Source organism: Acinetobacter sp. NBRC 110496, assembly GCF_000876115.1.
In the GTDB taxonomy this organism is placed as follows: Bacteria; Pseudomonadota; Gammaproteobacteria; order Pseudomonadales; family Moraxellaceae; genus Acinetobacter.
The window spans coordinates 1-15548 of record NZ_BBTF01000038.1; the positions used below are offsets into that span (position 1 = coordinate 1).

The window sequence follows — 15548 nt, forward strand, 5'->3', positions numbered from 1 at the left end:
GGTACGGTTCATGGCTTTGAACAAGAGCCATCTACAGATTTACAGCATGTAAAAAATGTAGGTAAATATATTCGGAAGGTAGTTAAAGCTCGGCAAGATATCAAAAAGACAGTCAATTATTATTCTGAATTTTATAATGAAATTATCCATGAACAAGAAGAGCTTTACATTAAGTTTGCAATGAAAAGATGGTCGTTAAAAGGCTATATAGGATATAAAAAGCAAGTAGAAGAAGTGGAAGATTGAAGTAGTATTCTTTGCAGTACGGAAAAAAGTGCAAAATATAATTGCATTAATAAAGCTAAGGACGTTTATTTGAGTTTAAAAAACGGACTTTGGTTCATTTTGCAGTAGATACTTGTGACGTCTATATGACCACGAAGTTGGATGGAGAGAATACCTTTTTTCTACCTTTCAACAAAGGTTATCTAAATGGTAAAGGTAATCCACCTGTAGAAGGCGATGTACGCACGCATTATCTGTGGACAGAAACTTTAGCTCGTCATAGTTTTATGGAAATCTTTGCTCGATATATGCATTTGAGTGTAGAAACCAAAAAGATTAGAACTGATACTGGCTTTCGATATATAGAAAAAGAAACAATGATTTTCCCACGCTACCATCAATTAGATGCTGTGCGTAAACTCACAAAACACAGTAAAGCCAATGGTTCAGGTCATAACTACTTAATTCAGCATTCAGCAGGTTCAGGCAAGTCAAATACGATTGCTTGGCTCGCACATCAATTGGCATCGATGCATAATGCAGATGATCAGAAAATTTTTAATTCCATTATTGTGATTACTGACCGTATTGTATTGGATCGTCAGTTACAAGAAACAATTGCACAGTTTGAGCATAAAGATGGTGTGGTACAAAAGATTGATGAGAACACCTTACAGCTCACCAATGCCTTAGCTTCGAATGTACCTATCATTATTACTACTATCCAAAAATTCCCATACATCATGCAATCTATTCGCACCCAAGCGAAAAAAGGCATTAAGGTTGATTTGAGTACAGAAGGTAAGAATTTCGCTGTTATTGTCGATGAAGCCCACAGTTCACAAAGTGGCGAAACGGCAATGGAATTACGTAAAATTCTAAATAAAGATGGGATTGAATCTGCAATTGCCCAAGAGTGAGTTCAGAGTTCGATCTATCAAAATCAAAAAGCCTACTATGAGGCTTTGCAAGCAAGTACAGACCGAACAGATTCAGCCCCATTTATAGAATTCATCTTACAGATGATTTTAGATGCCATTCTTAGTTCAACTGATACCGCTCAAGATAGCGGTCATGCTACCGCTCAAGCTGGCGATCATGTTCAACGGTTAATTTCAGCAATGAAGCAAGGAGACTATACTTTCGCTGAGTTGATGCAATTGGTCGGATTGACTCATCGAGCAACGTTCCAAAAGAATTACTTGAATCCTGCCATAGAAGCTGGCTCGATTCAGCGTACTATTCCAGATAAACCGAAAAGTCCGAAACAAAAGTATAGATTAAAAAGATAACAATACTTTCAATTGTGGATAAATCCCCTATGGGTGCTTGTATATGAATTTGGATGACTCAGATGAATTTGGGACCTTCATCTTTAGAACTCCTGGCTTTAATAGTATTCGAACCTTGGCTGCACGATTGAGTTACTACAGTGCAACTTCAGGAGGCTTACTGTCGTGCCTACCATTGCAACTCACTTTAAGAGGCAAAAGCACCACACAAAGCTATCGCCAACCTCTGTATTACGTGGATCTAACTTTACGGGAGGGTATTGGCCTGAATGATACAATTACTCAGGCCAAGCAAATTGATGAACAGAGCAAGAAGGCTATATTTTTTTGATTTCTACAATATCACTTGATTCAATGAGCGATTGAATATTACCAAATAAACTTTGAATATAATCAGAGGCTAGATGGATATCTAAATCCTCTCTGCTACGCCATTCTTCTAAGAAGAAATATCTACTCGAGTCATTTTCGCTAATATAAAGCTCATATTTCAAGCATCCTTCTTCTTGAAGCGTAGGCTCTATTACACTTTTTAAAAGCGCTTCTAACGTTTCTTTTTGATCTGATTTTGCCTTAATGTTCGCAATTACTGAAATAGTCATTATTTCACCTTGAGTTTGTTTTAGAAGTTTTCTAGTACAATTTTGCCTTTTGACTTACCTGATTCAAGCAACTTATGCGCCTTCTCCAAGTTTGCAGCGTTAATATTGCCTAGATTTTGGTTGAGGGTACTTCTAATTTTTTGCTGGTCAACTAATTGGGCAACCTGTTGCAACAGTTCACCTTGCTTTTCAATATCATCGGTTTCATACATTGAACGGGTGAACATCAACTCCCAATGGATAGAAATAGATTTAGTCTTAAACGGCATAATATCAAATGTTTGTGGATCATCGATCAATCCAAGCTTGCCTTGTGGTGCAATCAGAGAAACTATTTGCTTGGTATATGTTTCTGTATGATTGGTAGAGAATACGTATTTTGGTTTTTCAATACCTAGTGCTTCGATTTGTTCGTTTAAATCTTTGCTATGGTCGATGACATGGTCGGCACCCAATGATTCCACCCAAGATTTCGTTTCTTCACGTGAAGCTGTTGCTATAACGGTCAGATTTGTTTTTGCTTTTAGGAGTTGGATAGCGATTGATCCTACACCACCTGCACCACCAATAATTAAAATACTGCCAACTTCTGTTTCTGAAATTTGAAACCGATCAAACAGCATTTCCCATGCTGTTATCGCAGTTAATGGCAATGCTGCTGCTTCTGCATTAGATACTGTAATTGGTTTAAGACTGATAATTCGTTCATCGACTGCTTGAAACTCAGCATTACTACCATCTCGGGTTAAATCGCCAGCATACCAAACAGAATCTCCTACTTTAAACGAGGTAACTTTTGAGCCAACTTCAATAATTTCCCCAACGGCATCCCAACCTAAAATACGATTATTTGCTTCAGACGAATTTTTTCTCACTTTGGTATCAACTGGATTCACAGAGATTGCCTGAACTTTTACCAGTACATCACGCTCCTTAAGCGTAGGCTTCGCTTTTTCAGTATCTACCAATGAATTTTTAAAATCATCATGGTTATTTATAACATACGATACGGCTTTCATAGATTTGTCCTTAACTTTAAAAATATAGTAAAAATGGGAGCGAGGTGCTCCCATTTTTTGTTATTCAATCATTAAAACTCTTGGCTCGTTGGGCGTAAAACAATTTCATTAATATCTACATCCGCAGGCTGTTCAATTGCATAAGCAATTGCTCGAGCGACTGAGTCAGCTGGTATGGCTTGTTTGTAGAAATCAGTAACAAACTCTGAGCTTTCTTTATGAGAAGAACCAAATTTTAGTTCTGACTCAACTGCACCAGGCTCAATAGTAGTCGTTCTAATGGTTCCCCCAACTTCATGACGAAGTCCTTCTGAGATGGCTCTTACAGCAAACTTAGTACCGCTATAAACAGTACCTCCTGGACTAAATACTTTTATCCCTGCAACAGATGCGAGATTAATAAAGTGTCCAAAGTTTTGTTTTTGGAAAACAGGTAGGGTAGCTGCTATACCATAAAGAACACCTTTAATATTAATGTCGATCATACGATCCCATTCATCAACTTTTAGCTCACTTAATGGTGCAATAGACATTAATCCAGCATTGTTTACCAATACATCGATTTGACCAAATGCGCTTAATGCCTTTTCAATAAGTGCTTGTACTTCCTGTGGTTTGGTTATATCCATACCAATAAATTCAGCTTGACCACCTTCAGCACGAATGTCGTGAACAATAGCCTCTAATTTTTCAGTACGTCTAGCACCAAGTACAACCTTTGCACCTTTTTTAGCAAGTAAGCGAGCAGTAGCTTCACCTAAACCACTACTTGCACCAGTGATCACAATAACTTTATTTTCTATATTATTCATACAAGTAACCTTCAACCTATCTGTCAATCATATTTGATGGGTTAAGTATTACAGCCTTGTTGGGTAGAATAAATGAATAATATTATCTTTCAGAATTCCTATTTACGGAATAATTGCCATAACACAGGATTGGACATGCATAATAAATTGGAAATGATGCGTATCTTTTGTGTCGCAGCAGAGTCTCGAAATTTTAAAGAGGCAGCAACTCAGCTGGGTATTTCCCCACAGGCAGTAACACGGGCAATAAAAGAGCTAGAAGAGCAGCGCGGAGAGATTCTGTTTTACAGGAGTACTCGACAAATTAAAATTACCGCTGATGGTGAGCGTCTGGCAAAGCAAGCACGTTTTGCGGTGGGATCGATCGATGCTTTGTTTGTAAAAGACACCAAGGAAAAACGAGATGAAATGCGTGGGACTGTCCGTCTTACTGTGTCGTCTGTGTTAGGGCGCAAATTGGTAGTACCCGCACTAGCAGAATTTGCCACACGTTATCCAGATATTGTCGTGGATTGTGTGCTAACAGATTCACACTCGGATGTGATCGATGAGCGGATAGATATCGGGATCAGATTTGGATTTTTGCCGGACAATCGATATGTGGCAAGGGAATTGGCGAAAGTGAACTTTTATTCTGTGGGTACGCCAGAGTTAATTGATAAGGTTGGAATGCCTAAAAAAATTATTGACCTTGATAAATACCCTCTAACAGCACTAGTCGATCATAAAACAGGGCGTTACTGGCCATGGACATTCACCGAAAGTCGAAGCTTTACGCCATCAAAGCCCCGTTTTATTACAGATGATCTAGAAGCTGAATTTCAAGCTATTCTCGCTGGCGTTGGATTCGGACACATGCCTGGATTTCTAGTTTTGCCGTGGCTTAGGAGTGGTAAGCTCATTCAGATACTTCATGAGGAAACCTCTCCCGTTTGGCGCCTGTATTTATATCGTCCACAGCGGGGCCCGACACCTTTGCGAATCCGAGTATTGTTTGATTACTTAGCGGAAGTGCTGGGCCATATAGAAAACTGAATCAGCTGGAATTAACCTTTTTTCTAGAAAGTAGAAATCAGATAAGACCATCATGTATTCAGAGTAACTACAATTTTTCCTATTTGCTGATTTGATTCAAGATAGCGCTGAGCGTCATGCATGTCCTCAAAGTTAAAGCAACAGTCGATCACAGGACGAAGATATCCTGCACCTATACTGCTAAGAATAAATCGTCTGGCTTGCTCCCTTAGAACAGGGTCGTGGAGAACCTCAAGGAACAAAAAACCTCGCATAGTTAAGCTCTTGCGTAATGCAACTTTAAGGGGGAATGGTGTGATCTCCGGGCTAAGCGCACCATGCATAACCATAGTTCCTCCCACAGACATCGCTTTTGCAATCTGTTCAATATGTGGCCCTCCTACAGCATCGAAGACGATATCAAGATGTTCTCCACCTAAACGTAAAACAAGCGCCTCATACAAATCTGGTTCATCTTCACTGGCTATAACATCTTTAACACCGAGATCCAGTAAACGTTGCTTTTTCTCTATCGTCTGTGTACTTGCAATAACCTTAGCACCCGCTGCTTCAGCTATTTGTATCGCAGCTAGTCCTACGCTACTTGAAGCTGCTGTGATCAAGATCGTTTTTCCTTTCGAAACTCCACCAGCATGGATTACACCACCCCAAGCCGTCAAATACTGCATCCAGATTGAAGAAGCTTCTTCCCAGCTTAAACTATCAGGCTTGTGAACTAAAAAAGTTTCTGGAATCAGAAGCTTGTCCGTATATGTCCCATATTTGGCTAGATTGTCAGTCGGAAGAATCGATACTGCATCTCCTGGAGAAAATTGGCGTACACCTTCACCTATTGCCAGAACTATGCCTGCTCCCTCATATCCCAGACGAGAAGGGAATACTGCCTTTTGAATATAAGTTCCACGCCGAAACATTACATCAGCCCGGTTGAGTCCGATCGTTTTCATCTGGATTAGAACTTCTCCTGCTGCTGGTAAAGCAACAGGAAGTGTTTCTAATGCCAGAACATCTGTATCTCCAATACTATTGAAGCGCCAAGTCTTGGCCTGAAGTGCGTTAAATGACATCAATCACGACCTTAATATTGGCAGAGCGATCTTGAACAGCATCATGAGCCTCAATCGCTTGGTCTAGAGTAAAATGACGAGGATCAACAATAGGACGCAGTTTACCTTCCTCAACGAGACGAGTCGCGATCTTAAGGATATCACCATGATGAGCACGGCGATTGCCTGTTAACATCGGCATTAGGACGAATACGCCAGACACTGTGGCACACCGTAGAGATGAACTCGCTAAATTATGATTACCAAATGCAGCACAGCTGGTAATGTGGCCATAGTGAGTTGTCATGGAAAGTGAAGCTTCGAGTACTGGACCACCCACAGTGTCGTAAACAATGTTAAAACCTTGACCCTCAGGGCTTGCAGCAATAATGTCATCGGAAGATGCTGTTGTGTAATCGAGAGGTGTTGCACCGAGTTCTGAAATCAGTGATTGATCAGCTGTTCGACCAGTCGCCCAAACATTTGCATCAAGTGCTTTTGCAAGCTGAACAACCATATAGCCAACGCCACCAGCACCACCCTGAACCAGTACAGTTTGCCCTGGTTGGACCTTCGCATTATCCACTAAACCTTCCCAAGCCGTGAGGAACGTCAATGGTAGTACTGCTGCCTCGCGCATAGAGATATTGCGTGGCTTTAATGCGATCAGATCAGCATCTGCTAAAACATATTCTGCTAAAGATCCTTGAAGACCACGAACGCCACCAATCAGACCGTAAACTTCATCTCCGACATTGAAGTGGGTGACACCTTCACCAACAGCAGTTACAACCCCAGCCATATCTGTTCCCAACACGGCAGGAAGCTCTGGCATAGCATATGGTGCTTCACCAAGACGAATTTTATAATCAATAGGGTTTACACCACTAGCATGAATACGTACTAGAACTTGCCCAGCCTCTGGTTGAGGTATAGGGAGTTCTACACGTTTAAATTCATGATCACCAAAATTTTCTAGGATAAGAGCATTCATCATCTTATTCATAGTTGTTCCTTATTCTTAACTGGGGGATGATGTGCACAGTATCAAAGTAAAATAATCCAATAAATGATATTTATAGGATTTAATAATTCCTAAATAATGAATAATAAATATCATTCGCTCACTAAAAATATTCTAGTACAGTCTGTAAAGGCAGTTTAATTTAAACTGTCGGTAGTATTTTCAAGGCTTGAAACGTTCAAAATATCTACAAAGTGGCTAAAATTTGAAACATAATTCTAAAAGGTCAAAGCATTACAAAGAACATGAGCCAAAATAAAAAAATGGGAGCTAAAAGTCCCATTTTTTTTGTGACTTTCGCATAAGCTCTATGATGTTAATTTAAAAAAACTAAAAACAGAGATAGAAAATTTTCGCTAAAGATCTTTTTGTTTTTCGATTTATAAAAAAAATTGCTTTTTTTATACTATGGGGTACTATAGTATTAATGCTAGCAAGTAAGGAGGTCTGATGCCTAATCAGGTTGAAGACAAAAAAAAGATTCTTCTACGCGTCAGAAAGATCAAAGGTCAGACGCAAGCGATTGAAAAAGCGTTAGAAGACAATGTGGAATGTGGTGCAATTCTGCAACAAATATGCTCTGTGCGTGGTGCTATTAATGGTTTAATGAATGAGATGTTGGAGGTTCATTTAAAGGACACTTTAGTATCAGGTGAAACCACAGAACAACAACGAAAAGAAGAATTGGCTGAAATCGCCAAGATTCTAAAATCATATTTAAAATAGATCTGTATAAGGAATTATTCCATGAAGTCACGTGCTGCTGTTGCGTTTGGTCCTGGTCAACCTCTTCAAATTGTTGAAGTTGATGTTGCACCACCGAAGAAAGGTGAAGTATTAATCAAGATCTCCCATACCGGTGTGTGTCATACAGACGCATTTACTTTATCTGGCGATGATCCTGAAGGTGTTTTTCCCGCTATTCTCGGGCATGAAGGTGCTGGTGTTGTAGTTGAGGTTGGTGAAGGCGTGACTAGCGTCAAACCAGGTGATCATGTAATTCCACTTTACACTGCTGAATGTGGCGAGTGCGTATTCTGTAAATCTGGAAAATCGAACTTGTGTATTTCCGTTCGCGAAACTCAAGGTAGAGGCGTAATGCCAGATGGTACCACTCGTTTTTCCTACAATGGTCAACCGATTTACCACTATATGGGCTGCTCAACGTTCAGTGAATACACTGTAGTGGCAGAAGTATCATTGGCTAAAATCAATCCTGAAGCCAATCACGAACATGTCTGCTTACTGGGTTGTGGGGTAACAACGGGTATCGGTGCAGTACATAACACGGCTAAAGTACAAGAAGGTGATAGTGTTGCGGTCTTTGGTTTAGGTGGTATTGGTTTGGCAGTCGTACAGGCCGCACGTCAAGCTAAAGCAGGGCGTATTATTGTGGTTGACATGAATCCAGATAAATTTGCGCTGGCAAAAGAGTTTGGTGCAACGGACTTCTTGAACCCTAAAGATTACGATAAACCAATCCAGCAAGTAATTGTCGAAATGACTGGCTGGGGTGTAGATCATTCATTTGAATGTATTGGTAACGTGAATGTGATGCGTGCAGCCCTTGAAAGTGCACACCGTGGCTGGGGACAATCCGTAATTATTGGTGTAGCTGGCGCAGGTCAGGAAATCTCTACCCGTCCATTCCAACTGGTTACTGGTCGTAAATGGCTAGGTTCTGCCTTTGGTGGTGTAAAAGGTCGTACGCAACTTCCAGGAATGGTTGAAGATGCCATGAAAGGTAAAATTCAATTAGAACCATTTGTGACACATACGATGGGCTTGGATCAGATCAATGAAGCCTTTGATCTAATGCATGAAGGTAAGTCAATTCGTACTGTAATTCATTACGAATAATTGTGTCAGACCTTATACTTTTCCATGCATGTGCATCATGAATGACATGCATGGAATCCTCTAAAACGGCACATCATCTGTAAAACAGATCTATCTGTGTAGGCATCGTTTATAGGTTCAATAAACCTGCCTACATTTTAAATCTTTATCACTATTCTCTGTGGAGAATGTAAGACTCTTTGTTTACTTGATTTCTCATGAAGTCTTGCTCAACATAGGTAATTGATTATGGAAATAATTGAGAAGCATGCTTCTTTTGGTGGATCGCAAGAAGTGTATCGCCATCAGTCAATAGCATTAAACTGTTCAATGAAATTCTCAATATATCTGCCACCTCATGACAAAGATGAGCGGTTGCCAGTGTTATATTGGTTATCAGGATTGACTTGCAACGAACAGAACTTTATTACTAAAGCCGGAGCACAAAAGTATGCGGCTGAACATAAAGTCATTATTGTTGCACCAGATACCAGCCCACGTGGAGAGGATGTACCAGATCATGCAGATTATGATTTAGGCCAAGGCGCAGGATTCTATGTGAATGCAACACAAGCACCCTGGTCGCAGCATTTCAAAATGTATGATTATATTGTGGAAGAGCTCAGAAATCTGATTGACCTGAATTTTCCGACCAATCAAGTCCAAAGTATTATGGGTCATAGCATGGGTGGTCATGGTGCATTAGTAATTGGATTAAAAAATCCTGAGCTGTATAAAAGTATTTCTGCTTTTGCACCAATTGTTGCACCTAGCCAAGTACCTTGGGGGAAAAAGGCTTTTACACACTACCTAGGTGAAACCGAAACTTTATGGAAAAGCTATGATGCGATTGAATTAATCAAAAACGCTGAAGTTCATTTACCTATTTTAGTCGATCAAGGAACAGCTGATGATTTTCTTGAAGAACAGTTAAGGCCTAAGCTTCTTAGTGATATTTGTTTGGAACAAGAATATCCTCTTACACTTAACCTAAGAGAAGGGTATGACCATAGCTATTACTTCATTGCGAGCTTTATAGAGAAACATATAGAGTTTCACAGCAAATTCCTAGCTAAATAACTTTCATAGATATGAGGATGTACAATATTGTTCTTGAATACTTCTTGAGCAATATAATTTCCAGATGAAGAGGTCAGCTTATAAATCTAAGGTAGAGTCAATTGATCCTTATATAAATAAGATTGAATTTAATCATCTCATATCTTGATTTTTTGATTCAAATGTTAATGATATTAACTTGAATAAATTCATAGCATTATGTCGAAATAAAAACCTAAATTTTGGCTCAGCTATGGGAATTTTTTTAACTTTTATACAACAAAACTTTCTGACATGCATACATTAGCAATGTCAGATTCAGTTTGAATTCTAATCAATTATGGAGTTTTAGTCATGCTTAAAACAGCTTTATATGTCCGTCTTGAAGCTAAACCGGGTAAAGAAGACGAAGTGGAAGCTTTTCTTAAAGCCGGTTTACCTATTGTAATGGAAGAACCTGCGACAGTTGCGTGGTTTGGCCTTCGTCTTGGTCCTACAACATTTGGTATTTTTGATGCATTTCCTGATGAGGCGGGTCGCCAAGCGCATTTATCTGGCAAGGTTGCAGCTGCGTTGATGGCTCAGGCCGAAGAGCTATTTTCAGAGCCACCATCTATTGAAAAAGTAGATGTTTTGGCGAGTAAACTACCAGCTTAAACCTATGCTTAAATGTATGAGGGTGCTGTCTGAAATTTTGAATGTAAGGCAGCACTTCAACCCTATGATGTTTGTCAGAGGCTTTCTATTCAAGTTGGGCTACTTTATTTAATGGCTTAATCTCATCATTTACAAGGGTCAATATCCAAAACAGGGTAAATAAACGAATGCAACTATTTACACGCTTTATATTGAACCAATCTATCTAATTTACTGTCGCATTTGTACATCTGCTAAACCGTGCCAATCTGCTTTTAAAATATTTAATCATCGCTATTTTGTATGAGTCATTCACTGTTTTAGCTAATGCGTTCACGACCATGTCAGTAGTCATACGTGTTGATACCTTCCATCCAACAATCGCTCGTGAAAATACATCAATAATAAAAGTGGTATAGAACAAGCCTGAATTTGTTTAACCATAACTAAAGTCGGCAAGCTGAAATAATATTTATAAAAATAGACGACTGGTCTATTTTTATGTATAGTTAGCACATGGTGTAGTCAAAAGCCGCAGTGTTGCCCAATTTTTTAAAGTTTATTTGATGAATAACGGTGGTTTTTCAAATCAATTAACTGATTATCCTAGGATAAAAATATGCTGAATTTTAACTTTTATAATCCGACCCGTATTATTTTTGGTGGCGATACAATAGCTAAAATCAATGACTATGTGCCTACAGAAGCAAAAGTGTTAATGTTGTTTGGTGGTGAAAGTGCACGTAAGAATGGTACTTTAGCTGAAGTGCGTGAAGCATTAGGTGCAAGAGAAATTCATGAATTTGGCGGAATTGAGCCGAATCCGAGTTATGAAACCCTCATGAAAGCCGTAGAGCTGATTCGTGAACAAAAGATTGATTTCTTGATGGCTGTCGGTGGTGGATCGGTAATTGATGGTACTAAATTTATTGCAGCAGCAGTCAATTATACAGGGGATACATGGGAGATTTTAGAAACCCATGGTACTAAAATTACTCAAGCTTTGCCTTTTGCGAGTGTACTCACCCTTCCGGCAACTGGTTCAGAAATGAATAGCGGTGGGGTAGTCACCAGAAAATCGACCCAAGCCAAATTGTCATTTAGCAGTCCCCATGTTTTTCCGCAATTTTCCGTACTCGATCCGAATAAAACTTTTAGCTTGCCGACGCGCCAGTTAGCAAATGGCGTGGTCGATGCATTTATTCATGTCATGGAACAGTACTTAACTTACCCTGTCAATGCACAAGTACAAGATCGTTTTGCCGAAGGTCTATTGCAAACTCTGATTGAGATTGGACCGAAAATCTTGGACGATTCAGCAGATTATGACACGCGTGCGAATTTGATGTGGGCTGCTAGCATGGCACTGAATGGGCTAATTGGAGCTGGTGTACCACAAGATTGGTCAACCCATTTGATTGGACATGAGCTCACGGCTTTACATGGTATTGATCATGCTCGTACCTTGGCCATTGTGTTTCCGGCCAATCTACAAGTGCGTCGTCAAGAGAAGCGAGAAAAATTACTACAGTATGCAGCTCGTGTCTGGCAGATTGTCGAAGGTGATGAAGAACAACGTATTGATACTGTTATTGCTCGTACTCGAGCCTTCTTTGAGCAACTTGGATTGCCGACTCGTCTTAGCGATTATGGACTGGTGGAGACAGATATTGAGATCATCATTACGCAACTTAAATCACACAATCTTACACAGCTAGGCGAACATAAAACTGTTTCATTAGAGATCAGTCGCCAAATTCTCGCGACGAGCATCTAAGCTAAATGCGCGTATCTGGCATGCTCACGCCACACGGCAAGTGATCATGCAACAATGCTCCTCAATCCTGAAAATTATCGGAGAAATAACATGAAAATTTTAATCGTTTTAACCTCACATGATCAACTTGGCAATACTGGTAAGAAAACAGGTTTCTGGCTAGAAGAACTTGCTGCACCGTATTACACCTTTATTGACTCTGGTGCTGAAGTTACGCTGGCGTCACCTCAAGGTGGGCAGCCACCACTAGATCCGAAAAGTAATTTAGCAGAAGCACAAACTGAAACCACTCATCGTTTTGAAGCTGATCCAACTGCAATGCAAGCATTGGCACAGACGCATAAACTTAGCGAAATCTCTGTAACTGATTATGATGCAGTGTTTTATCCAGGCGGACATGGCCCATTGTGGGATTTAGCAGAAGATCCGATTTCAATTTCTCTGATTGAACAGGCGATTCAGTCTGGCAAACCTGTTGCAGCAGTGTGTCATGCCCCAGGTGTTCTTCGTCATGTGAAAGCGAGTAATGGAGCGCCTTTAGTTAGCGGTAAATTAGTGACTGGTTTCACCAATACTGAGGAGGCCGCTGTAGGTTTGACTGAAATTGTACCATTTTTAGTTGAAGACATGCTTAAAGAAAACGGTGGTCATTATTCTAAAGTGGATGATTGGCAAGTATATGTTCAAGTAGATGGCTTGCTGGTTACTGGACAAAATCCAGCATCTTCTGCTGCAACCGCTACAGCATTACTTCAATTGTTGAAATAAAGAGTAGCTAGTGTTTGTTGTGGTGCTTAGCAGCGAATAAACTTCTGACTCTGAGCAACTGGCGCAATAAGCAAAATAACCCTCACTTAATGGTGAAGGGCCTGAGTGAATAGCTTTCCTTCCTTTATTTTTCTATATACAGGAAGGAAGGTTATTTTTTAATTTAGATCAATTAAGCCATGATGACTTGGATACAATAAAATGAAAGCCAGCAAACTTTTTCAAAACTTAAGCTTAGGCCCTTATGTTTTGCAAAACCGTATTGTATTGCCACCATTAACGCGGTCGCGCAGTACTCAGCCAGGGAATATTCCAAATGAACTGATGGCAACCTATTATCAACAGCGTGCCGGGGCAGGATTTATGGTCACCGAAGGTACGCAAATCGAGCCACGTGGTCAAGGCTATGCTTGGACTCCCGGTATTTACAGCCCTGAACAGATTGCTGGATGGTGTAAAGTGACGGAAGCAGTGCATGCTAAAGGAGGCATTATTTTTGCACAACTTTGGCATGTTGGGCGTGTTTCACATACATCTTTGCAACCCGATCATGCATCACCGGTCGCGCCTTCGGCTATTAGGGCTGATAGTAATGTTAAAGTCTTTATTGAGACCGGGCCCAATGCGGGGGCCTTGGCTGATCCTTCAATGCCACGTGCTTTAAGCAATGCAGAAGTTAAAGAATTAGTGCAACTCTATGCTCAAGCAGCGCGTAATGCCTTGGCTGCTGGTTTTGATGGAGTTGAAATTCATTGTGCAAATGGTTATTTGGTGAACCAATTTATCTCTGCACATAGTAACCATCGTGAAGATGAATATGGTGGATCACTAAACAATCGTTTGCGTTTTTTACGTGAAGTAGTAGAGGCAGTTGCTGAGGTGGTTGGTGCAGATCGTTTAGGAGTGCGTTTTGCCCCGCTATTTGAAAGTACAGAGGAAGATCGTGTTTACATGGGGTTGGTTGAAGATGATCCACATGTCACTTATATTGAGGCAATAAAGATACTTGAAGAAGTTGGGATTGCCTATTTATCTATTGCAGAAGCTGATTGGGATAATGCACCAGAACTTCCTCATGATTTTCGTAGAGATGTCAGAGACACTTTCAGTGGTCGGATTATTTATGCAGGTCGATATACGGCAGAAAGAGGGACTCGAATTTTAGAGGCAGGTCTGGCCGATTTAATTGCATTTGGACGCCCATTTATTGCGAATCCAGATTTACCCGATCGAATCGCCAATGGCTGGCCATTGAATGCAGTAGATGCAAGCACTATGTATGGTGGGACGGAAAAAGGCTATATTGATTATCCGGCTTACGCAGATTAATATTGACTTAATGAGTTATTTTGCCAACCTTTGTGGTTGGCAAAATAACGACTTAGGATTGCTGTTGCCAGCACAATTTCTTCTTAAAACAAGTTCTTAAAATTTTTTAGCTGTGTAATGAGCCAACCTGCCAGTGGGAAAGAAATCAGTTGCGTTACTGGCACTAATACTATGACTTCAATCAACACCATCATCGGGAAACTTTGATGCTCAGTAATTGGCTTTAATAAAGTGAGTACCAGTAATAGTGTGGGATATAAACCTAAATATCCGACTAAAATACGAGTCATGAGGGCTTTAGGAGGAGAATTCATTGTGCGCTATACTCATGGATTGTTAATTGATCTAATAGCAACACAATAATAAGTAATCATTGGACTGCTATCATGAATTATTAATTTTGTAGTTGATATTTAATTTAATTTTTATGAATCTTCACTTTTTAATAGAAATTTAGTTGCACTCAGAGCTTGATGTAATGGTGTTTTATCTTTTTGCAACTTACTCAGTAATGCTGCACCTAACCACATTTGGTAAAGTACTTGTGCCAAGGTCGAGGCCTCAGTATCTGCTTGGATAGACTGATCCTGTTTTCCCAAATCAATTAAGCCAGCAATACGTTGGATTACATCATCGACGCCAGCGGACATAATGGAGCGCATATCTTCGGATAGATCGGCAACTTCTGCGGCAAGTTTCACAATTAAACAGCTATCCGCCCAACCACACTGTGTTTCAGGATCTTCTATCCATAAATTAAAATACTCAATCAGCTTTTGATAAGGGGATTTATCACTACGCCATACATCATTTAAACGGACTTGGTAATTGTCTACATAATGCTGTACCAATTCACATCCGAAAGCTTCCTTGGATTGGAAATAATGATAAAACGAGCCTTTAGGGATTTCACAGCTCTGTAAAATTTCCTGTAATCCTACGCCAGTAAAACCTTTATGCAAAATCAGGTCTGAACTGGTGTTAAGAATGTGTAAGCGCTTCGCTTCAGACTTTTTAATAGGAGTAGGCTTCATATTAATTATTTACTCTATTGTAAAAAATAGACCAGTCGTATTGTTTTTTAT

16 protein-coding genes and 4 pseudogenes are annotated in these 15548 nt (G+C 40.0%); 12 read left to right on the forward strand and 8 right to left on the reverse strand.

Annotated features, from left to right (window positions below; translation table 11 throughout):
- The 4 genes and pseudogenes from Aba26S_RS15445 to Aba26S_RS15460 form a co-directional block, all read left to right on the forward strand.
- A pseudogene (locus Aba26S_RS15445) lies at window positions 1–246 on the forward strand (DUF262 domain-containing protein); the annotation flags it as partial.
- Window positions 247–371: 125 nt separating this feature from the next.
- Complete coding sequence (locus Aba26S_RS15450) at window positions 372–1145, forward strand: DEAD/DEAH box helicase family protein (protein ID WP_000208596.1); 774 nt, start codon at window positions 372–374, stop codon at window positions 1143–1145.
- Window positions 1146–1517 (forward strand): annotated as a pseudogene (locus Aba26S_RS15455) (Fic family protein); the annotation flags it as partial.
- A gap of 25 nt (window positions 1518–1542) precedes the next feature.
- Window positions 1543–1845: pseudogene (locus Aba26S_RS15460) on the forward strand (hydrolase or metal-binding protein); the annotation flags it as partial.
- Here the strand turns inward: Aba26S_RS15460 and Aba26S_RS15465 are convergent.
- The 3 genes from Aba26S_RS15465 to Aba26S_RS15475 all read right to left on the reverse strand — a co-directional run bounded on the left by Aba26S_RS15465 (window position 1835) and on the right by Aba26S_RS15475 (window position 3950).
- Window positions 1835–2119 carry a putative quinol monooxygenase gene (locus Aba26S_RS15465; RefSeq protein ID WP_000156169.1) on the reverse strand — a complete coding sequence of 95 codons (285 nt, stop codon included), beginning with the start codon at window positions 2117–2119 and terminating at the stop codon, window positions 1835–1837. The pseudogene Aba26S_RS15460 and the gene Aba26S_RS15465 overlap by 11 nt on opposite strands.
- Window positions 2120–2139: 20 nt before the next feature.
- Window positions 2140–3138: a zinc-binding alcohol dehydrogenase family protein gene (locus tag Aba26S_RS15470; protein ID WP_000649022.1), complete on the reverse strand. Its 999-nt coding sequence runs from the start codon at window positions 3136–3138 to the stop codon at window positions 2140–2142.
- A 71-nt stretch (window positions 3139–3209) separates the two neighbouring features.
- Window positions 3210–3950, reverse strand: a complete 741-nt coding sequence (locus Aba26S_RS15475) for an SDR family oxidoreductase (RefSeq protein ID WP_001059479.1) — start codon at window positions 3948–3950, stop codon at window positions 3210–3212.
- A 135-nt stretch (window positions 3951–4085) separates the two neighbouring features.
- Between Aba26S_RS15475 and Aba26S_RS15480 the strand changes: the two genes are divergently transcribed.
- Window positions 4086–4985, forward strand: coding sequence for a LysR family transcriptional regulator (locus Aba26S_RS15480; RefSeq protein WP_000551635.1), 900 nt, complete (start codon window positions 4086–4088; stop codon window positions 4983–4985).
- Window positions 4986–5035: 50 nt separating this feature from the next.
- Here the strand turns inward: Aba26S_RS15480 and Aba26S_RS15485 are convergent, their stop codons facing one another.
- Both Aba26S_RS15485 and Aba26S_RS15490 read right to left on the reverse strand, forming a co-directional pair.
- Window positions 5036–6052: a zinc-dependent alcohol dehydrogenase family protein gene (locus tag Aba26S_RS15485; RefSeq protein ID WP_000009382.1), complete on the reverse strand. Its 1017-nt coding sequence runs from the start codon at window positions 6050–6052 to the stop codon at window positions 5036–5038.
- Window positions 6042–7037 carry a zinc-dependent alcohol dehydrogenase family protein gene (locus Aba26S_RS15490; protein WP_001038512.1) on the reverse strand — a complete coding sequence of 332 codons (996 nt, stop codon included), beginning with the start codon at window positions 7035–7037 and terminating at the stop codon, window positions 6042–6044. Before Aba26S_RS15490 ends, Aba26S_RS15485 begins: the two co-directional genes overlap by 11 nt.
- Window positions 7038–7505: 468 nt before the next feature.
- Between Aba26S_RS15490 and Aba26S_RS15495 the strand changes: the two genes are divergently transcribed.
- From Aba26S_RS15495 to Aba26S_RS15510, 4 genes are all read left to right on the forward strand, one after another.
- Window positions 7506–7781 carry a metal/formaldehyde-sensitive transcriptional repressor gene (locus tag Aba26S_RS15495; protein WP_001133624.1) on the forward strand — a complete coding sequence of 92 codons (276 nt, stop codon included), beginning with the start codon at window positions 7506–7508 and terminating at the stop codon, window positions 7779–7781.
- A gap of 21 nt (window positions 7782–7802) precedes the next feature.
- Window positions 7803–8915 carry an S-(hydroxymethyl)glutathione dehydrogenase/class III alcohol dehydrogenase gene (locus Aba26S_RS15500; protein ID WP_000842149.1) on the forward strand — a complete coding sequence of 371 codons (1113 nt, stop codon included), beginning with the start codon at window positions 7803–7805 and terminating at the stop codon, window positions 8913–8915.
- 228 nt (window positions 8916–9143) lie between these two features.
- Complete coding sequence (fghA, locus tag Aba26S_RS15505; RefSeq protein ID WP_000402510.1) at window positions 9144–9974, forward strand: S-formylglutathione hydrolase; 831 nt, start codon at window positions 9144–9146, stop codon at window positions 9972–9974.
- Between the two features lie 333 nt (window positions 9975–10307).
- Window positions 10308–10610, forward strand: a complete 303-nt coding sequence (locus tag Aba26S_RS15510; RefSeq protein ID WP_000920558.1) for a putative quinol monooxygenase — start codon at window positions 10308–10310, stop codon at window positions 10608–10610.
- Window positions 10611–10695: 85 nt separating this feature from the next.
- Here the strand turns inward: Aba26S_RS15510 and Aba26S_RS21670 are convergent.
- Window positions 10696–11025, reverse strand: a pseudogene (locus Aba26S_RS21670) (IS3 family transposase); the annotation flags it as partial.
- 183 nt (window positions 11026–11208) lie between these two features.
- Between Aba26S_RS21670 and Aba26S_RS15520 the strand changes: the two are divergent.
- The 3 genes from Aba26S_RS15520 to Aba26S_RS15530 all read left to right on the forward strand — a co-directional run bounded on the left by Aba26S_RS15520 (window position 11209) and on the right by Aba26S_RS15530 (window position 14463).
- The gene (locus tag Aba26S_RS15520; RefSeq protein WP_000931664.1) at window positions 11209–12366 is read left to right on the forward strand and encodes an iron-containing alcohol dehydrogenase; all 1158 of its coding nucleotides are present in this window, start codon (window positions 11209–11211) and stop codon (window positions 12364–12366) included.
- Window positions 12367–12456: 90 nt separating this feature from the next.
- Complete coding sequence (locus Aba26S_RS15525; protein WP_000697981.1) at window positions 12457–13134, forward strand: type 1 glutamine amidotransferase domain-containing protein; 678 nt, start codon at window positions 12457–12459, stop codon at window positions 13132–13134.
- 201 nt (window positions 13135–13335) lie between these two features.
- Window positions 13336–14463, forward strand: a complete 1128-nt coding sequence (locus Aba26S_RS15530) for an alkene reductase (protein WP_000647816.1) — start codon at window positions 13336–13338, stop codon at window positions 14461–14463.
- Window positions 14464–14546: 83 nt separating this feature from the next.
- Here Aba26S_RS15530 and Aba26S_RS15535 read toward each other — a convergent pair whose 3' ends face one another.
- Both Aba26S_RS15535 and Aba26S_RS15540 read right to left on the reverse strand, forming a co-directional pair.
- Window positions 14547–14777, reverse strand: coding sequence for a hypothetical protein (locus Aba26S_RS15535; RefSeq protein ID WP_001087955.1), 231 nt, complete (start codon window positions 14775–14777; stop codon window positions 14547–14549).
- Window positions 14778–14888: 111 nt separating this feature from the next.
- The gene (locus Aba26S_RS15540; protein WP_000805352.1) at window positions 14889–15497 is read right to left on the reverse strand and encodes a TetR/AcrR family transcriptional regulator; all 609 of its coding nucleotides are present in this window, start codon (window positions 15495–15497) and stop codon (window positions 14889–14891) included.
- Window positions 15498–15548 lie beyond the last annotated feature (51 nt).

Coding starts and splice junctions, on each gene's coding strand:
- Aba26S_RS15450 (WP_000208596.1), top strand. CDS start 372: ATGACCACGAAGTTGGATGGAGAGAATACCTTTTTTCTACCTTTCAAC.
- Aba26S_RS15465 (WP_000156169.1), bottom strand. CDS start 2,119: ATGACTATTTCAGTAATTGCGAACATTAAGGCAAAATCAGATCAAAAA.
- Aba26S_RS15470 (WP_000649022.1), bottom strand. CDS start 3,138: ATGAAAGCCGTATCGTATGTTATAAATAACCATGATGATTTTAAAAAT.
- Aba26S_RS15475 (WP_001059479.1), bottom strand. CDS start 3,950: ATGAATAATATAGAAAATAAAGTTATTGTGATCACTGGTGCAAGTAGT.
- Aba26S_RS15480 (WP_000551635.1), top strand. CDS start 4,086: ATGCATAATAAATTGGAAATGATGCGTATCTTTTGTGTCGCAGCAGAG.
- Aba26S_RS15485 (WP_000009382.1), bottom strand. CDS start 6,052: ATGTCATTTAACGCACTTCAGGCCAAGACTTGGCGCTTCAATAGTATT.
- Aba26S_RS15490 (WP_001038512.1), bottom strand. CDS start 7,037: ATGAATAAGATGATGAATGCTCTTATCCTAGAAAATTTTGGTGATCAT.
- Aba26S_RS15495 (WP_001133624.1), top strand. CDS start 7,506: ATGCCTAATCAGGTTGAAGACAAAAAAAAGATTCTTCTACGCGTCAGA.
- Aba26S_RS15500 (WP_000842149.1), top strand. CDS start 7,803: ATGAAGTCACGTGCTGCTGTTGCGTTTGGTCCTGGTCAACCTCTTCAA.
- fghA (WP_000402510.1), top strand. CDS start 9,144: ATGGAAATAATTGAGAAGCATGCTTCTTTTGGTGGATCGCAAGAAGTG.
- Aba26S_RS15510 (WP_000920558.1), top strand. CDS start 10,308: ATGCTTAAAACAGCTTTATATGTCCGTCTTGAAGCTAAACCGGGTAAA.
- Aba26S_RS15520 (WP_000931664.1), top strand. CDS start 11,209: ATGCTGAATTTTAACTTTTATAATCCGACCCGTATTATTTTTGGTGGC.
- Aba26S_RS15525 (WP_000697981.1), top strand. CDS start 12,457: ATGAAAATTTTAATCGTTTTAACCTCACATGATCAACTTGGCAATACT.
- Aba26S_RS15530 (WP_000647816.1), top strand. CDS start 13,336: ATGAAAGCCAGCAAACTTTTTCAAAACTTAAGCTTAGGCCCTTATGTT.
- Aba26S_RS15535 (WP_001087955.1), bottom strand. CDS start 14,777: ATGAATTCTCCTCCTAAAGCCCTCATGACTCGTATTTTAGTCGGATAT.
- Aba26S_RS15540 (WP_000805352.1), bottom strand. CDS start 15,497: ATGAAGCCTACTCCTATTAAAAAGTCTGAAGCGAAGCGCTTACACATT.